The 15,910-nt window shown below is 48.7% G+C and carries 16 protein-coding genes; 15 read left to right on the forward strand and 1 reads right to left on the reverse strand.

Annotated features, from left to right (window positions below; genetic code table 11):
- Positions 1-97 precede the first annotated feature (97 nt).
- The 5 genes from greA to ACGTIC_RS04000 all read left to right on the forward strand — a co-directional run bounded on the left by greA (position 98) and on the right by ACGTIC_RS04000 (position 5,097).
- Complete coding sequence (gene greA, locus ACGTIC_RS03980) at positions 98-586, forward strand: transcription elongation factor GreA (RefSeq protein WP_059076714.1); 489 nt, start codon at positions 98-100, stop codon at positions 584-586.
- Between the two features lie 24 nt (positions 587-610).
- Complete coding sequence (gene lysS / locus ACGTIC_RS03985) at positions 611-2,116, forward strand: lysine--tRNA ligase (RefSeq protein ID WP_075581984.1); 1,506 nt, start codon at positions 611-613, stop codon at positions 2,114-2,116.
- A gap of 68 nt (positions 2,117-2,184) precedes the next feature.
- Complete coding sequence (locus ACGTIC_RS03990) at positions 2,185-3,414, forward strand: hypothetical protein (protein WP_162816217.1); 1,230 nt, start codon at positions 2,185-2,187, stop codon at positions 3,412-3,414.
- 123 nt (positions 3,415-3,537) lie between these two features.
- The gene (gene brxF, locus ACGTIC_RS03995) at positions 3,538-4,002 is read left to right on the forward strand and encodes a BREX-3 system P-loop-containing protein BrxF (RefSeq protein ID WP_059076717.1); all 465 of its coding nucleotides are present in this window, start codon (positions 3,538-3,540) and stop codon (positions 4,000-4,002) included.
- Between the two features lie 264 nt (positions 4,003-4,266).
- Positions 4,267-5,097 carry an undecaprenyl-diphosphate phosphatase gene (locus ACGTIC_RS04000; RefSeq protein WP_059076718.1) on the forward strand — a complete coding sequence of 277 codons (831 nt, stop codon included), beginning with the start codon at positions 4,267-4,269 and terminating at the stop codon, positions 5,095-5,097.
- Positions 5,098-5,154: 57 nt separating this feature from the next.
- Here the strand turns inward: ACGTIC_RS04000 and ACGTIC_RS04005 are convergent, their stop codons facing one another.
- Positions 5,155-5,622 carry a hypothetical protein gene (locus tag ACGTIC_RS04005; RefSeq protein ID WP_113855429.1) on the reverse strand — a complete coding sequence of 156 codons (468 nt, stop codon included), beginning with the start codon at positions 5,620-5,622 and terminating at the stop codon, positions 5,155-5,157.
- Positions 5,623-5,764: 142 nt separating this feature from the next.
- On the opposite strand from ACGTIC_RS04005, the gene ACGTIC_RS04010 reads away from it, so the two are divergent.
- The 10 genes from ACGTIC_RS04010 to ACGTIC_RS04055 all read left to right on the forward strand — a co-directional run bounded on the left by ACGTIC_RS04010 (position 5,765) and on the right by ACGTIC_RS04055 (position 15,794).
- Positions 5,765-6,316: a DUF805 domain-containing protein gene (locus ACGTIC_RS04010; RefSeq protein WP_113855430.1), complete on the forward strand. Its 552-nt coding sequence runs from the start codon at positions 5,765-5,767 to the stop codon at positions 6,314-6,316.
- Between the two features lie 13 nt (positions 6,317-6,329).
- Positions 6,330-6,548: a FeoA domain-containing protein gene (locus tag ACGTIC_RS04015; protein WP_113855431.1), complete on the forward strand. Its 219-nt coding sequence runs from the start codon at positions 6,330-6,332 to the stop codon at positions 6,546-6,548.
- 85 nt (positions 6,549-6,633) lie between these two features.
- Positions 6,634-8,664, forward strand: coding sequence for a ferrous iron transport protein B (feoB, locus tag ACGTIC_RS04020; protein ID WP_113856514.1), 2,031 nt, complete (start codon positions 6,634-6,636; stop codon positions 8,662-8,664).
- Between the two features lie 65 nt (positions 8,665-8,729).
- Positions 8,730-9,563, forward strand: a complete 834-nt coding sequence (locus ACGTIC_RS04025; RefSeq protein WP_059076722.1) for an energy-coupling factor transporter ATPase — start codon at positions 8,730-8,732, stop codon at positions 9,561-9,563.
- Positions 9,554-10,420 carry an energy-coupling factor transporter ATPase gene (locus ACGTIC_RS04030; RefSeq protein ID WP_059076723.1) on the forward strand — a complete coding sequence of 289 codons (867 nt, stop codon included), beginning with the start codon at positions 9,554-9,556 and terminating at the stop codon, positions 10,418-10,420. Before ACGTIC_RS04025 ends, ACGTIC_RS04030 begins: the two co-directional genes overlap by 10 nt.
- The gene (locus ACGTIC_RS04035) at positions 10,413-11,213 is read left to right on the forward strand and encodes an energy-coupling factor transporter transmembrane protein EcfT (protein WP_059076724.1); all 801 of its coding nucleotides are present in this window, start codon (positions 10,413-10,415) and stop codon (positions 11,211-11,213) included. Before ACGTIC_RS04030 ends, ACGTIC_RS04035 begins: the two co-directional genes overlap by 8 nt.
- A complete protein-coding gene (gene truA / locus ACGTIC_RS04040; protein WP_113855432.1) occupies positions 11,210-12,007 on the forward strand; it encodes a tRNA pseudouridine(38-40) synthase TruA in 798 nt (265 codons plus the stop codon). Before ACGTIC_RS04035 ends, truA begins: the two co-directional genes overlap by 4 nt.
- A 195-nt stretch (positions 12,008-12,202) precedes the next feature.
- Complete coding sequence (locus ACGTIC_RS04045) at positions 12,203-12,889, forward strand: TVP38/TMEM64 family protein (RefSeq protein WP_059076726.1); 687 nt, start codon at positions 12,203-12,205, stop codon at positions 12,887-12,889.
- Between the two features lie 225 nt (positions 12,890-13,114).
- A complete protein-coding gene (locus ACGTIC_RS04050; RefSeq protein ID WP_113855433.1) occupies positions 13,115-14,251 on the forward strand; it encodes a hypothetical protein in 1,137 nt (378 codons plus the stop codon).
- A gap of 16 nt (positions 14,252-14,267) precedes the next feature.
- Positions 14,268-15,794 carry a hypothetical protein gene (locus tag ACGTIC_RS04055; RefSeq protein ID WP_113855434.1) on the forward strand — a complete coding sequence of 509 codons (1,527 nt, stop codon included), beginning with the start codon at positions 14,268-14,270 and terminating at the stop codon, positions 15,792-15,794.
- Positions 15,795-15,910: the final 116 nt, after the last annotated feature.

The raw sequence follows: 15,910 nt of genomic DNA on the forward strand, positions 1-15,910 counted from the left end.
GCATATAATTAAAGTTACGGTAAAAATAACAGATAGACAGGGCGATGCCTTGTGTATCTGTTTGTAATTTAAGTATCCAATACAAAGGAGTAATAACATGGCTAACGAAACGCTGATTACCCAGGAAGGTCTGCAGAAGTTAAAAGACGAATTAAATGAATTAAAATCTGTCCGCCGTATCAAGGTATCGAAACGTATCCAGGAAGCTATCGCCCTGGGCGATTTGAGTGAAAACTCAGAATATGATGATGCAAAAAACGAACAGGCCCTGGTCGAAGGGCACATTGCCGAATTGGAAGCAAAAATCCGTACGGCAAAAATCATTGAAGAAACGGAAGACAGCAGCGCGAAAGTACGCCTGGGCTCCAAAGTTATTCTGGAAGACGTAGAAACGGGGGACCGCTTTGATTATACCGTAGTCGGCACAGCCGAAGCGGATCCGTTCAATAATAGAATTTCCAATGAATCTCCGGTAGGTTCGGCTATTCTGGGACAGCGGATCAGTGCATCCAATCCGGCTGTTGTTACCGTCAAAGCACCGGCAGGTGAATTGAAATACCGTATTTTACCGCCCGATGCAGAATAAACAACTTAGGAGGAACCAATAATTATGGCTGATACGAAACAGAATACAGCACCGATTGAAGAAGAAAAGTTAAATGACCAGATGAAGGTCCGCCGCGAAAAAATGCAGCAGTTTATCGATGCGGGCATTTATCCCTTCGGTCAGAAATATAACTGGGATCATCATGCCCAGGACGTCAAAGAACAGGCAGAACAACTGGAAAAAGATCAGACATTTGTCAGCGTTGCCGGACGCCTGATGGCAATCCGCCGCCATGGCAAGACGGCATTCTGCGTGCTCCGTGATATTACCGGGGAAATCCAGCTTTATTTCCGCAAAGATGTACTGGGTGAACAGTCCTACGATTTATTCAAGCTGCTTGATATCGGTGATATTGTCGGCGTAGAAGGCCCTGTCTTTACGACTCATACGGGAGAAACGACAATCCGCGTCGAAAAATGGACGCTCCTTTCCAAATCTCTGCGCCCGCTGCCGGAAAAATTCCATGGCCTGACCGATAAAGAAACGCGGTATCGCCAGCGTTACCTGGACCTGATTGTCAATCCGGAAGTCAAAGATACGTTTATCAAGCGCTCCCAGATCATAAAGGGAATCCGTAAATATCTCGACGACCGTCATTTCCTGGAAGTCGAAACACCGATGCTCCATACTATTGCCGGCGGTGCTGCAGCCCGACCGTTCAAAACTCATCACAATGCGCTGGATATGGACATTTATCTGCGTATTGCCCCGGAACTGCATCTGAAACGACTCCTCGTCGGCGGACTGGAACGGGTCTATGAAATGAACCGCTGCTTCCGCAATGAAGGAATTGATACCCGTCATAATCCGGAATTTACAACCGTCGAATTGTATCAGGCTTATGGTGACCTGGAAGATGTCATTTTCATTACAGAAGATATGGTTTCCAAACTGGCACAGATGCTCTATGGAACGATGAAACTGACTTATATTGATAAAGAAATCGACCTGACTCCTCCCTGGGACCGGATGACGATGATAGAAGCGGTCAAGAAATACAGTGGAGCCGATTTTGAAGGCGTTACGGATATCGGAGTGGCGCGCAAGATGGCTGATGAACATCATGTCGAATATGGTCAGTACGATGGCGTTGGCAAAATCATCAATGCTTTCTTCGAAGCATTTGTAGAAGAAAACCTGATTCAGCCGACCATCATTACGGGACATCCGTTGGAAATTTCTCCGCTCACCAAACAGGACCGCGAAAACCCACTCCTGACATACCGTTTTGAAGGGTTTATTTATGGCCGGGAACTGGCAAATGGCTTTTCTGAATTAAACGATCCCATTGACCAGCGGAACCGCTTTATCGAACAGATGAAGGAACGGGAACGGGGCGATGACGAAGCTCATCAGATGGATGAAGATTACTGCCGCGCTCTGGAATATGGCCTGCCGCCGACGGGTGGTCTGGGTATCGGAATTGACCGTCTCGTCATGTTCCTGACGAACAGTGCCTCTATCCGCGACGTCCTCTTATTCCCACTGAGCCGTCCGGAACAGAAATAATGTTAAAAACACCCTTTGAACCACATCGAAGGGTGTTTTTACTATATCCCGTTTTGAAAGGAGGGCGCATGATGAAGTATTCGCTGCGTGTTCTGGCAACCCTTCTGAGCCTGGGTCTGATGGCCTCATCACCGGCCCTGGCGGCAGAGATGCCGGCACAGGAAACTACCTTGTCCGGGGAAATACCTTTGTTTGTCCCTGCTTCGGTACCGGTACAGCCGGCAGAGCAGCAGAAGGACAAAAAACAAGATCTGAAAAATCAGACAGAACGCCCGGGAAAAACGTCGGATCAGCAGGAAAAAGACGGAAAATCCGTTGCAGATCATGACGGACTCGTCGTAGATGAAGTCACACAAGACCGGACGTTAAGTGAAGCTGATTTTGCCTTTAACGGCCTTCATGCCGGAGATTCTCTGCAAAAAGTAAAACGTATTTTTGGCAGCCCGACGAAATATGCCCAGAGTGCCCATTATACAGAACTGAAATATAACCGCAAGGACCTGGACATGACGGTACGCCTGCGCAATGATACGCCTCAGATTTTGAAAGAAGCGGCGGCCGGCCGGAAGGCAGTCCACCCCGGTGTCGATTCTGTCACACTGGCTGAGGGGCCGGATGTCTATATCGGGCCGGGGATTCATCTCGGCCACCCGGCAGAACTCCTGGTACGCAAATACGGACGTCCTTTGCAAGTATTGCGCGATGCCGATGCCAATGTCTATTATTTCGTTTATGAAAACCCAGGAAAGGATCATGTCCTGGTCTTTGCCATCGGGGAACGTAAAGTGGCCCGTGTTGCCCTGTTGCCGCCCAGACCGCCGTATATTGAAGGGCGGCCTCTGGAAAAAATCGGCGGCTGGACACCGAGAGATTTTACTCTCGTGGGATATGGTGTCAACGAACCGTTTGTAGCCAATAAATATAATATGTGGACCAATCTGGTCAAACGCAGCGGGGGTAAATTTTGGCTGTACGGTACGTATGGCGTCGAAGTAGACCGGCATAATATGGTAAAGAAAGTATTTCTCCTTACGAATAGCAGTTATACCGGCCGCGGAGCCACCCTGGGATACCGCCTCTCAACGATATTTTCCCTTTATGGTGAACCCAGCCGTATAGAAAAAGGACCGGCAGGAGGGCAATTTGTCGATGCCTATTATTATGACAGTCCATTCCAAAAAGGCGTTTCCCTCGTGTTCATCAGTAAGCATCAGACGGATTACGTCGATGATGTCCTGCTCATCAGCGAACCCATCAAAAATATCCAGGACCCCATGGAACGCTATGGTTTGAAGTAGAAAACACCGTATTTTACAAGCCGTTTCTAAACTTAATAAAATAAATAGGAAAAATGCTTTACTTACAAGGCCCGCATCCAGTATAATAAATATAAATAATAATTGCAGATGAAGGTGATATCCATGGTTACAGATGCAGATGTTTTGAAACGGTGGAAGTACATTGCACAGGAAGAAGAAAAACTTCTCATCATTATTGGCGGACCTGGTTCAGGCAAGAGCAAACTGATTCGTGAACTGACCTTCCAGGATGGTTGGAAGATTTGCGAAGCCAAAGACCTCTTTGATGATGAATTTCTTGAAATTCCCCGTGCAGACCGGCCGGAAAAGGCGATTTCCCTTATTTCCGAAGCTATCCACAGACTGAATGCCCGTGTCGTAATGATTGATAACGTCGGGTTCTTATTTGCGCCGATTTTAAATTTGAATCCTATTGAAATGCTGAAGAAATTGAGCCGCGAATGCCCGATTATCGTCAGCTGGCGCGGTCATCTTGAAGGTAACACTCTGTATTTTGAACACAAAGGCGATCCGAAATACGCTAAATTTACGATTGAAGACCCGAATCATGTCATGAGTCTTGATTAAGGCGGACCAGAAGAAGGTCTGGCCTGTAGGTGGCAGGATGTAAGCTGTCGTTTTATAATCATGAACATAACAGGAGCTGCAACGAAGTGAAGACGATTCATTTCGTTGCAGCTCCTGTTATGTTTTGCCGGATATCCATTTGGTCCGGACATGTTTACGGATTTCTCTATCTTTCTGTCAAGGTGTGTGATATAATTTTTTCTATGCGTGTGAAAGGTTTTGTTTTCTGACCACTCATGGATTTATGACAAAGGAGTTATATCAATGAACGATTATATGATTGCCGTCATCCTCGGCATTGTCGAAGGCTTTACAGAATATCTGCCTGTATCTTCCACCGGTCATATGATTCTTGTCGGTGACTGGCTGGGATTTGACGGTCCCCGGGCCAGCGTGTTTGAAGTGTTTATCCAGCTTGGTGCGATTCTTTCTGTGCTCATCATTTACAAGGAAAAGTTTATCCGCATGTTATATCAGTATCGCTGTTGGAACTTATTCCGCCGGGAAAATTGGTTCCGCACCGATACGGGACTTACACTGGCCCATGTGGCAGCCGGTATTGTCCCTGTCATGGGTATCGGCTATCTGGCCCATCATGCCATTAAGACATATCTCTTTTCTGCAGGTACGGTTATTATCGGTCTGATTATCGGAGGCCTGTTCATGCTGGCTGCGGAAAAGGCTCACATGAAGGTGCGCTGCAAAGATGTAGAAAAGATGACCATCGTTCAGGCATTCCTCGTCGGAGCATTTCAGATGCTGGCTCTCTGGCCTGGCTTTTCCCGTTCTGGTTCGACCATTGCCGGAGGCTTGTTCCTGGGCATGAGCCGGAAAGCGGCAGCTGATTTTTCTTTTATCATTGCTGTCCCGGTCATGATCGTAGCCTGTTTTTATGACTTACTGAAGAGCTTATCTTATCTCAGTGGTAATGACCTGGTCATGATTGCTATCGGATTTGTAACGGCTTTTATTGTAGCCTACGTGTCCGTCCTGTGGTTCTTGAAATTCCTGAATAAATCGACACTGGCATCCTTTGCCTATTACCGCTTTGTCGTCGCACTGGTGTCGTTCCTTCATTTCTTTGTACTGAATTGATGGATAATAGGTAAAAAACACCGGATTCGTCCTGGATAAGGAGGAATCCGGTGTTTTTTACGGGTGATTTGCCAGCTGTTTCGTAAAATCGGTCATAATATCCGTAATATAAGGACGGGGGTCTACGTTTGCGGGGATATCGCGGACGATATTTTCCAGCAGAGTGCGCAGCATAATATTGACTCCCTGGGCGTAGACGTAATAATAGTAGCGCAGATGATCGCTGCCTTTCAGTATGAGAGGGGCCAGTTCATCATTGGCGGCAAAGGCGGCATCGTAAAAATCGAGAATATTGTCTTTGAACCGGTCCATATCGATTTTCTGCTTTTCATATCCCTGGGTGAGGTCTTCGCCTATTTTTGCAAGCAGTCCGGGGAGTTCGGAGAGCTTTTCCGGCGCCGTTATCTGTTCATCTTCCATGAGGTGAATGACCGTATGGAGGGAAGATACAATAGATTCGCAGAAAAAATTAAAAGTGAAATAGCCATCTGAACCGGTTAAATTTGTTATCATATGATTGTTCATCGCCGTTCTCCTTTCGTGTTGTTGCTATATTATAACATAGATTTGTGGAAAATATTTGAGTGCAGGCACAGAATATGATACCATTTAGAAGAAAACAGCTATCATCAGTTGCATTATAAGCGGTTATACAGGAGGTATACATATGTCCCGCAAGAAATTGAAGTTAGAAAAGCGGTCCCGCCAGTCGGCGCGTATCCATAAAGGTCTGGAAATGCCCGTCGGAATGGGATCGGAAGACAGTATTCTGGGATTCCGCAATGGCAAGGAACTGAAAGAAAAATATTTTGCCTTTCAGGGACGCATTGGCCGCCGACCTTTCATTATGCGGACATTGCTGCTCATCGTGGCGCAGTTTATGTTTACATTCATTCTCTATAGTAAAATCGTAGAATCGATTATTATCCATCGCACTGATTTTGCCTGGGGATTTGGCATTCTGCTCATCGTATTGACCATTCCGACCGTCTGGTCCCAGTTGTCACTGGGATGGAGGCGCTGTCATGATATGAATAAAGGAGGAGCTTTTTTTATCATTCCGTACTTTTGCTATTTAGGCAGTTATGTAGCTCCCATCCTGGCACTGGATACGCTGGGGACAGCTGTCCAGTCCATTACAGCCGTTTGTTTCCTGGCCTTTTTCACCGTACGGGGAACAGAAGGTGACAATGCGTACGGTCCGGAACGGTCCCGGTAAGGGGGGGAATAGTATGACGCTAGATCAGGGAATAGCAGGACATACGTATATTGTAGAAAGGTTGAACCTGGCGCCGAGAATTGAAAAACGCCTGCAGGCGCTGGGAATGATAGTCAGTACACCCGTCGATGTCCTGAACAATAAAAATGGCGGCACGATGATCATCAAAGTACGCAATACGCGGCTGGCTATTGGCAGGGGCATTTCGTCCCGTATTGTAGTAAGGAGCTGACACTATGCTGGGATTGGGAAAAAAAGAAAGGGGAAAGCATATTCCCCAGGGAATGGAACATACGGGTGCAGAGCCGACCGAGGGGATGACTGTCGCCTTTATCGGTAATCCGAATTGTGGCAAGACGACCTTGTTCAATGCCTATACAGGAGCAAATCTGAAAGTGGCGAACTGGCCGGGCGTCACTGTCGAAAAAGTGGAAGGGGCCATCGACTCCCACGGCGTTCATATCCATCTCGTCGATTTACCGGGGACGTACAGTCTGACTTCTTATACGATGGAAGAACAGGTATCGCGGAATTTTATCTTAAGTGATGACGTCGATGTCATCATCGATGTCGTCGATGCATCGGCGCTGGAACGAAATCTCTATCTGACTTTGCAGCTGCTCGAACTGGGGAGGCCTGTCGTAGTAGCGCTCAACATGATGGATATTGTCGAAAAACGTGGTATGGAAATTGACCTGCACCGCCTGCCGGAGATGCTGGGCGTGCCAGTCATTCCCGTTTCCGCGCTGAAGCGGAGGGGACTCAGCGTCCTGCTGCATGCGGCTATCCACCATAAGGACCACGTACATCCCGACCGGCTGATTCATAATCATTCCGATGAAACACATCACAAGCACAATCATCATCAGGATTTTGCCATGGTGTATAGCGACGGGCTGGAAGATAAAATCGACCAATTGCAGAATATGTTGAAGAGTGCCTATCCGGACCTTTTTAATTACCGTTGGCATGCACTGAAACTGCTGGAACAAGACCCGGAAATTACAAAAAAATTCCCGCTGGAAGGGATAGAACGGGTGGTAGACCGCAGTTATGAAACGGACATTATTAATCAGAAATACAGTTTTATTGAAGAAATTATCCAGGAAGTCGTCGTCAATCAGGCAAAACGGGCAGCCGCGACGGACTATGCCGATCATATTCTGACAAACCGATGGCTTAGTATCCCGATTTTCCTTTTCGTCATGGGCGTCGTGTTTTTCCTGACCTTTTTTATCGGTGATATGCTTCGGGATTATTTTGAGTCGGCTATCGATATCCTGTCGGTCTATGCGACAGACGGCCTGCTGTCCCTCGGGGCAGATGAGATGCTCATCTCTCTTGTATGTGATGGCATCATTGCCGGCGTAGGCGGCATCCTGACATTTCTGCCTAATATCTGTATTTTATTTGTTACGCTGGCTGTCCTGGAAGACAGTGGATACATGTCGCGGGTGGCATTTATCATGAATGACATCATGAATCATCTGGGCCTTTCTGGCCGGGCATTCATTCCCATGATCCTGGGATTCGGCTGCAGTGTACCGGCTATCATGGCATCGCGGGCTCTGGAAAATAAGACCGACCGCTATCGTACCATGCTGGTCACGCCTTTTATGTCCTGCAGTGCCCGCCTGCCCATTTATATTTTATTTTCGGGCATGTTCTTTCCGGAACATGCCATGGTCGTTGCCTATTCGATGTACCTCATCGGTATTGTAGTAGCACTCATCTGCCTGCTGCTGCTGAATCTGTTCCACCGGCAGCAGGCAGATAATGCCCTGCTCATTGAATTACCGGAATACAAGCGGCCCAGCAGCCGCACCGTAATGATTTCCGTAAAGGAAAAAGTCAAAGATTATCTGAGCCGTGCGGGTACGATAATTTTTGCCGCATCTATCCTCATGTGGTTCATCCTCAATTTCGGGCCTTCCGGTTATGGTGACATGGCCCACAGTTTCGGGGCAATCCTCGGACGGGGATTGGTGCCGTTCTTTGCGCCGATTGGTCTGGGATACTGGCAGATTTCCCTGGCGCTCCTTGCCGGTATTTCGGCCAAGGAAGTTGTCGTTTCCAGCTTTGCCGTACTCTTCGATGGCGTCAATATTAATTCTACAACGGCACTGGCTACTCTGGCGGCCAGCATGGGACAGATGGGGTTCACAGAACTTAACGCGTACTGTATGATGTTGTTTTCCCTGCTCTATATCCCCTGTGCGGCGACGATTGCCACCATCCATGCTGAATCACACAGCTGGAAATGGACGGCCCTTTCTGTCGTATTCCAGATTGCCGTAGCCTGGGTGCTGACTTTTATTGTCTACCAGACAGGAAGCCGTCTGTTCTGATTTACAAGGACGCTTAAACCCTGTATAATAGGTGCGGATATATTCACGTGTAAGGAGACAGGTACATGAGTACACCTATGATTAAACTCGATCATATGAGTCATACCTATGAGGATGAAAACGGGCAGACCGTCTATGCCCTGAAGGATATTTCTTTGGAAATACAGCCCGGCGAATTCGTCGCTGTCATCGGTACGAACGGCTCGGGAAAATCGACATTAGCCAAGCATTTCAACGTCTTGCTCGTACCGACGGAAGGAACGTGTGAAGTCCTGGGGATGCGGACCGATGATCCGGCCAATTTGTGGAAAATCCGCCAGAACGTGGGCATGGTTTTTCAGAATCCTGACAATCAGATCGTCGCGGCCGTCGTAGAAGAGGATGTTGCTTTTGGACCGGAAAATCTGGGTGTCCCGCCGGAAGAAATCCGCCAGCGTGTCAGTGACGCCCTGGCCAGAGTCCGCATGACAGCTTTTGCTAAGCATGGCCCCCATCTTCTGAGCGGCGGCCAGAAACAGCGGGTGGCCATTGCAGGCATCCTGGCGATGCAGTCTCGCTGTATCGTCCTGGATGAACCGACAGCCATGCTGGATCCTGTGGGGCGGAAGGAAGTCATGGACACCATCCGCCAGCTGAACCAGGAAGGCATTACGGTCATCATTATTACACATTTTATGGAAGAAGCCGTACAGGCTGGCCGGGTCATCGTCATCCACCACGGAGAAGTCAAAATGGATGGCACGCCCCGCGAGGTATTTACTCATGTCGATGAACTGCTGGAACTGGGGCTGGATGTGCCTGTACCGGCAGAACTGGCTGCCCGCCTGCGCAGAAAGGGAATCCCCATTGAAGGGAGTATTATCAGCAAGGAAGAATTGGGAGACGCATTATGTCAATAAAGCTGGAACATGTTACGCATACGTACGGCCTGGGGTCGCCGTTTGAAAAAACGGCCCTGCATGACGTGAGTCTGGAAATCAAATCGGGTGAGTTTGTCGGTATTATCGGGCATACGGGATCGGGTAAATCGACACTGGTCCAGCTTTTAAATGGTCTTTTGCAGCCTACGCAGGGTACGGTTACCGTCGATGGCACGGACATCAGCCAGAAAACAAAGGAAGCCATGCAGATGCGCCATAAAGTGGGCATGGTTTTCCAGTATCCGGAATATCAGCTCTTTGAAGAAACCATAGCCAGAGACATCGCCTTTGGTCCCCGTAATTTCGGCCTTAATGACGATGAAATAGAAGAACGGGTCAGGGAAGCGATGGAATTTGTCGGCCTGGATTACCAAACCTATGCCGACCGGTCGCCGTTCCGCCTGAGCGGTGGTCAGATGCGCCGTGTCGCCATTGCCGGCGTCATTGCCATCCATCCACAGTATCTCATCCTGGATGAACCGTCGGCCGGACTGGACCCGGCAGGACGGCGGGAAATTTTTGCGGAAATTCAGCGCTGGCACCGGGAAAAGAATATTACCGTAATCCTCGTTTCTCACAATATGGACGACATATCCCGCATGGCAAGCCGCCTCATCGTCCTTTCCCAGGGAAAAATCTGTATTGATGGGGAACCTCTGTCTGTTTTTGCTACGGAACAGGAAACGCTCCACCGTGCCGGCGTTTCCGTGCCACCGGTGACGGAAGTGATGCAATATCTGAAACAACGAGGCCTGCCACTCGAGGACCGGGTGCATACGGTAGAAGAAGCTGCTGATTCCATTTTTCAATGTATAAGGGGGAAAGACCATGCTTAAAGATATTACGCTGGGACAGTATTTTCCTGGTACTTCTTTTCTCCACCAGCTGGATCCGCGCTGCAAAATCATAGCGACGCTGATTGTTATTGTAGCTATTTTTCTGGCGGAATCGCTCCCGGCGTACGGTTTGATAACGGTATTTATCCTGGCATGCTTTTTTATTTCCCATCTGCCATTAAAGCTTATATTGAAGTCACTGAAACCGCTATGGGTCATCATCATCCTGACTATGGGGATCCATGTCTTTACGACACCTGGTACGGTCATCTGGCAATGGGGCATCCTGCATATTACCTGGGAAGGAATCCGCCAGGGCGCGCTTATGACGGCACGGCTTATTTATCTGATTGTGTTCTCTTCCCTGCTTACGTATACGACATCGCCCATCGTCCTCACCGATGGAATCGAACATCTGCTGAACCCTTTCCGGCGCATCGGCGTGCCAGCTCATGAACTGGCGATGATGATGACCATTGCCCTGCGTTTTATACCGACTCTTCTGGAAGAAACGGACCGCATCATGAAAGCTCAGACGGCGCGTGGTGCTAACTTTACCAGCGGCAGTATCATGCAGCGGGGCAGAAATATGATACCCCTTCTGGTACCTTTGTTTGTCAGTGCTTTCCGAAGGGCTGACGATCTGGCTACGGCGATGGAAGCCCGGTGTTACCGTGGCGGGGAAGGGCGGACGCGTATGCACGAACTGGCATATACCTTCCGCGACAGCATTGCTATGGTCATAGTGATAGGTCTGACAGCTGTTTTAGTGGTTATGCGGTGGTTTGTATGAAAAAAAACATCTGTCTCATCGTCGCCTATGATGGCACGGACTTTCACGGTTTTCAGCGCCAGACGAATGCCTCTTCCATACAATGGCATCTGGAACAGGGATTATCGCAGATTTTTTCTTCTCCTATTACGGTGTATGGCGCGGCCCGTACTGATGCGGGCGTACATGCCCGGGGGCAGGTTGTCAATTTTTATGGCGAAGGAACGATTCCCGTAGAAAAGATCCCTTATGCCATGAAAGGGTATCTGCCTCTTCAAATTGCCGTCCTTTCGGCCAGGGAAATGCCGGAACACTTCAGTGTGCGCCATGATAACGTAGGCAAACATTACCGGTATACGGTTGTCAACAGCCGTATACACGATCCGTTCCGCCTCCGCTACGCCTGGTTCATCCGCAACGCCCTTGATCTGGACGCTATGCGCCAGGGGGCAGAAATACTGCTGGGAACTCACGATTTCTCAGCTTTCGAGGGAAAAAATACGACGCCTATGAATCCCGTAAAAACCATGTATGCTGTCCTTGTGGAAAAAGAGGGGGCCATCGTCCATATAGATGTCCTGGGTGATGGATTCCTCTATCATATGGTACGCAATATTGCCGGCGGACTGGTTGATTTAGGACTTCACCGGCTGACGCCTGTACGCTTTCGGGAAATATTGGAAAGCAGGGATAGAAATCAGCTGGGGGCTACGGCACCTGCCCAGGGCTTGTGCCTGGAAGAAGTGTTTTATGATGAACGGCGTTTACATCAGTGCCTTGATGATCTGCGTGCCGGCCATTGGCTGGCACGGTGAAAACGTATATTTACCCTATCGTAACGGTGGAAACTATGGTATAATATTATTTAGTCTGTATTGTCATGGTGCTGAACGTCTGCTGTATTATGCAGACAATGGATGATACAGTCGTACAAAAGAAGGTGTCTGCCTTGTCTGTCAAGGCAGCCTTTTTAAGGTTATTGCAAAGGGTAAAAAGAGGATAGTATCCATATGACTGATAAGACAATAGGCTGGACTGTACGGATTATCGGCGTATTGGCGGTAATTCTGTTCCTGTGGTCCATCCAGTGGTTTCTGCCAGATTTTTATTCGACCATGTGGCGGCTGACTGTGGAAGGCGATCTGGATGGTCTGACCGATTATATTGCGTCTTTTGGCTATAGTGCCATTCTGGTCAGTGTATTCATGATTGTATTTGCCAATGCGCTGGCTATTCCGTCTATTCCCTTTCTGACGGTAAATGGCGTTATTTTCGGACTGGTGCCGGGGATTATTATTTCCTGGATCGGTGAAGTACTGGGAATTGAAGTGAGTTTCCGGCTGACGCGGACGCTGCTGAGGAATCAGGCAAAAAAAGTGATTCAGCGCAGCAATAAGCTGGAAAAACTGGACTCTTACAGCTGTATACGTACCATCATGCTGGGACGGGCTATCCCGTATTCTCCCAATGTAGTAGTGACGGCGTTCAGTGCTTTGAGCCATATTTCCTACAGGGATCATTTTATTGCCAATGCCATTGGAAAAATTCCGGCGGTCGTTGTCGAAGTGTGGTTTGGCCACGATTTACTGCGGATTAATGAACATTGGGAACGACTGCTCGTTCTGACGGTTATTGTCGTCGCCATTTATGGATTTTTATGGTGGCGTAAAAAACAGGCAAACAAACGCCGGGCGTAGAAGGCAGGAAAAAGTAAACGAGGCATCGCATTGTGGCCGGGACCGGAATGCGATGCTTTTTTTGTTACTTCGATGTTCCTGCCGGCAGGATGGACACGCAGGTTATTATTACTGCTAGTGTTGCTTTTTACATATGAAACCGATATAATTATATAGAATAGACAAAAAAATTTATACGAATGCTATGGCATACGATGTATGTGACATATAATGGAGGGATGCAGCATGTGGAGAAAGAAAGCGGCCTGCTTACTGGCTGTCCTGGCAGTATGCGGTACGATGGCTGCCGGCGCGGCCGACTATACAATTCTGGAAAAAGCCGAAAAGGTAGAAACGACTGTATATGGTGCTCCGCAGAGCGGGTCACTCAACGACCGGATCCGGGCACTGGATAAGACATTGAATGGACAAGCCGGACTTTCTGGCAGTGTCCAGAGCCGGACTGATTCCTTATATACCGATGTATACGGAAATTCAGGTTCTGATTTATCACTTTTGGCAGCTGTCAATATGATGCAGTGGCAGTATTCCGGCAAAATCACGGAAGAACCACTGGTAAGCCGCGTTTCCGAATTAGAAGAAGGTCTGGACGGCAAAGCGGCTACGGGATCTCTTTCCGGGCGTGTCCATGCATTGCGGACGAGCCTTCTGGGAAATAAGAAATTTACCTCGGAAACCGTATCGGTTCCGGCCGGAACAATTGTTACGATGAAAAATATGGATCCCATCCAGTCCAAGACACTGACGGAAGGCGATACGGTACGGTTCATTGTAGCTGAAGACGTTCAGGTGGGAGATGTCGTGGCCATTCCCCGGGGAATGGAAACAGACGCGACAGTCAGCAAGGCACGCAAGGCTGGACGGTTCGGCCGCGATGGAAAAATAGAAATTTCGTATCATACGGTACGGGCTGCCGATGGAACCCCGGTGGAACTGACTGTAGGCGAAAAGACGAAAGAACAGTACAAACGTACAGCCGGGGCTGTCGGAGCATCGGCTGCGGGCGCTATCATCCTCGGACCGGTCGGCCTGGTAGGCGGGCTTTTTGTCAAGGGAAATGATGTCGATATTCCCGTGGGCACGGTCATGTATGCAGAAACGAAGGCGAATACGGATGTGGTCGGATTCCGCCAGGATGGGGAAAAAACAGATACGGCTACGGCGGATATGGCAGCCAGCGGCGTCGCTGTACCGTCTTCTTCTGTAAGCCGTACCGTACCGGATGAAAACCCGGCGACAGACACGACAACAGCGGAATTAAAACAGGCGGAAGCGGTGACTCCTGTGCCGCTGGAACACGATGATGCGGCAGACTCCGACGATATCCAGTCTACTGTGACGATTACACCGACTAATGAATAACTGACAGGTGACATAGATGAATAAACGTTTGACAGTGGCTGTCCTTTCGGCATTACTGCCTCTTTCTTTGCAGATTTCTGCCCAGGACGTTCCGGCTGACAAGAGCAGCATTACAATAAAAAATCATAGGGAAGACGTATTACCGGTAGCCCGGACGACAGCGGGCGGCGTGCAGGCCGTCAATCTGGATGAAGCTTCGGCTGCCCATGATGTAGTCCTGCCTCAGCAGCCTGTCCATATGACGGCAGACAAACTCCTGGTCCGCGGCAATGACGGATTCGTTGCAGGTCGTGGCAATGTGGACGTCATGCGGGGCATGGATGAAATCCATGCCAATACGATAGAAGGCAATACCAAGTCCCAGGTGTATCATACATCGGGAAAAGCGGTCTATCTGGATAGTACGATGGCTTTGGAAACGACAGGCCTTACCTATTCTGGTACAGGTCCTGCCGCTTCCATGGATACGGTTCAGGGCTTTATTGATCCTACGACCTATATCCGCGGCACCGGGGCAGAAATGTACGATGGCTCGGGATATGTCAGACACGGGCTCATTACGACACCTCATGCCGTAGCTAAGACGCCGGATTATTATATTACTGGTGATGATATTCATATTTATCCCGGCGAAAAGTTTACTGCAGAAAATACGAAATTGTGGTTCAAGAATATCTGTCTCTTCACGTATGGACATTATGAAGGCCGGCTGGACAAAGACCGGAATCAGAAACCGTGGATTTTTTCGCTTCTTCCACGGCCTACGTATAATAATGATAATGGCATCGGCCTTCGCGGCGATGCCCGGTTCCCCATGAATCGCAACGGGGACCTCTATATGGATGTGAACTATGCCGTTTACTCTAAAGAAGGGTTTAAGCCAGGCCTTAAAGTCGGCAAAAGGACGCCTGTCGGTACCTTTACATTCGGGTACAGCAAGGAAGAAAGTACCGATAACGACGATCATATCTGGGCTACGCGCTGGCCGGAACTGCGCTATTATATGCCCCGTATCTATGCGGGAAATTCTGGTATTTATATCGATGGCAGTGCCAGCTGGGGCCGTTGGGCCGAAGGAGACCGGGAAGGTACGCATAAGGGGTTCCGGACAGAACTGACCCATAATCCCATTCATTTATGGTCAAAGGCCAATCTCCGCTTCTTTGCGGGATACCGGAAGGATTTGTATTCTTACCGCGATGCCGTACGGAAGGATCCGTACTGGGGCGTTGTCCTCAATCAGGGTATCAATTCGCGGCTGTGGACGAGTTTCTGGTATAAAAAACATAATCTGAGCGGATATACGCCGTACCGGTTCGATACGATAGATCATCCCCGCCAGAAAGGGTTCTCGGTAGGATATGTCCTGACGCCTCTCGATACGATTATGTTCACCTTTAACAAGAATCTCGATAATGGCAATATTGACGACCGCAACTTTACATGGGTCCGTGATCTTCACTCTTTTATCGCCACCGTTACGTACAAGCAGGTGGATAAAGAATGGGAAGTTCAGCTTATATCTAAAGATTTAGATTTCTAATTATCCGGCAGCTGTGCCTGGGCGCAGCTGCTTTTTACATATCTTTTACAGAAGTTACATAGTGTATACATATTTTGTTTGTATACTTTACTGTAACATATAATGACCTGAAGGAA

The sequence above is a fragment of the Megasphaera hexanoica genome (assembly GCF_043520715.1).
GTDB lineage: Bacteria > Bacillota > Negativicutes > Veillonellales > Megasphaeraceae > Megasphaera > Megasphaera hexanoica.

Coding starts and splice junctions, on each gene's coding strand:
- ACGTIC_RS03990 (WP_162816217.1), top strand. CDS start 2,185: ATGATGAAGTATTCGCTGCGTGTTCTGGCAACCCTTCTGAGCCTGGGT.
- ACGTIC_RS04035 (WP_059076724.1), top strand. CDS start 10,413: ATGCTTAAAGATATTACGCTGGGACAGTATTTTCCTGGTACTTCTTTT.
- ACGTIC_RS04010 (WP_113855430.1), top strand. CDS start 5,765: ATGTCCCGCAAGAAATTGAAGTTAGAAAAGCGGTCCCGCCAGTCGGCG.
- ACGTIC_RS04015 (WP_113855431.1), top strand. CDS start 6,330: ATGACGCTAGATCAGGGAATAGCAGGACATACGTATATTGTAGAAAGG.
- lysS (WP_075581984.1), top strand. CDS start 611: ATGGCTGATACGAAACAGAATACAGCACCGATTGAAGAAGAAAAGTTA.
- ACGTIC_RS04025 (WP_059076722.1), top strand. CDS start 8,730: ATGAGTACACCTATGATTAAACTCGATCATATGAGTCATACCTATGAG.
- ACGTIC_RS04000 (WP_059076718.1), top strand. CDS start 4,267: ATGAACGATTATATGATTGCCGTCATCCTCGGCATTGTCGAAGGCTTT.
- ACGTIC_RS04050 (WP_113855433.1), top strand. CDS start 13,115: ATGTGGAGAAAGAAAGCGGCCTGCTTACTGGCTGTCCTGGCAGTATGC.
- ACGTIC_RS04030 (WP_059076723.1), top strand. CDS start 9,554: ATGTCAATAAAGCTGGAACATGTTACGCATACGTACGGCCTGGGGTCG.
- greA (WP_059076714.1), top strand. CDS start 98: ATGGCTAACGAAACGCTGATTACCCAGGAAGGTCTGCAGAAGTTAAAA.
- feoB (WP_113856514.1), top strand. CDS start 6,634: ATGACTGTCGCCTTTATCGGTAATCCGAATTGTGGCAAGACGACCTTG.
- ACGTIC_RS04055 (WP_113855434.1), top strand. CDS start 14,268: ATGAATAAACGTTTGACAGTGGCTGTCCTTTCGGCATTACTGCCTCTT.
- brxF (WP_059076717.1), top strand. CDS start 3,538: ATGGTTACAGATGCAGATGTTTTGAAACGGTGGAAGTACATTGCACAG.
- truA (WP_113855432.1), top strand. CDS start 11,210: ATGAAAAAAAACATCTGTCTCATCGTCGCCTATGATGGCACGGACTTT.
- ACGTIC_RS04005 (WP_113855429.1), bottom strand. CDS start 5,622: ATGAACAATCATATGATAACAAATTTAACCGGTTCAGATGGCTATTTC.
- ACGTIC_RS04045 (WP_059076726.1), top strand. CDS start 12,203: ATGACTGATAAGACAATAGGCTGGACTGTACGGATTATCGGCGTATTG.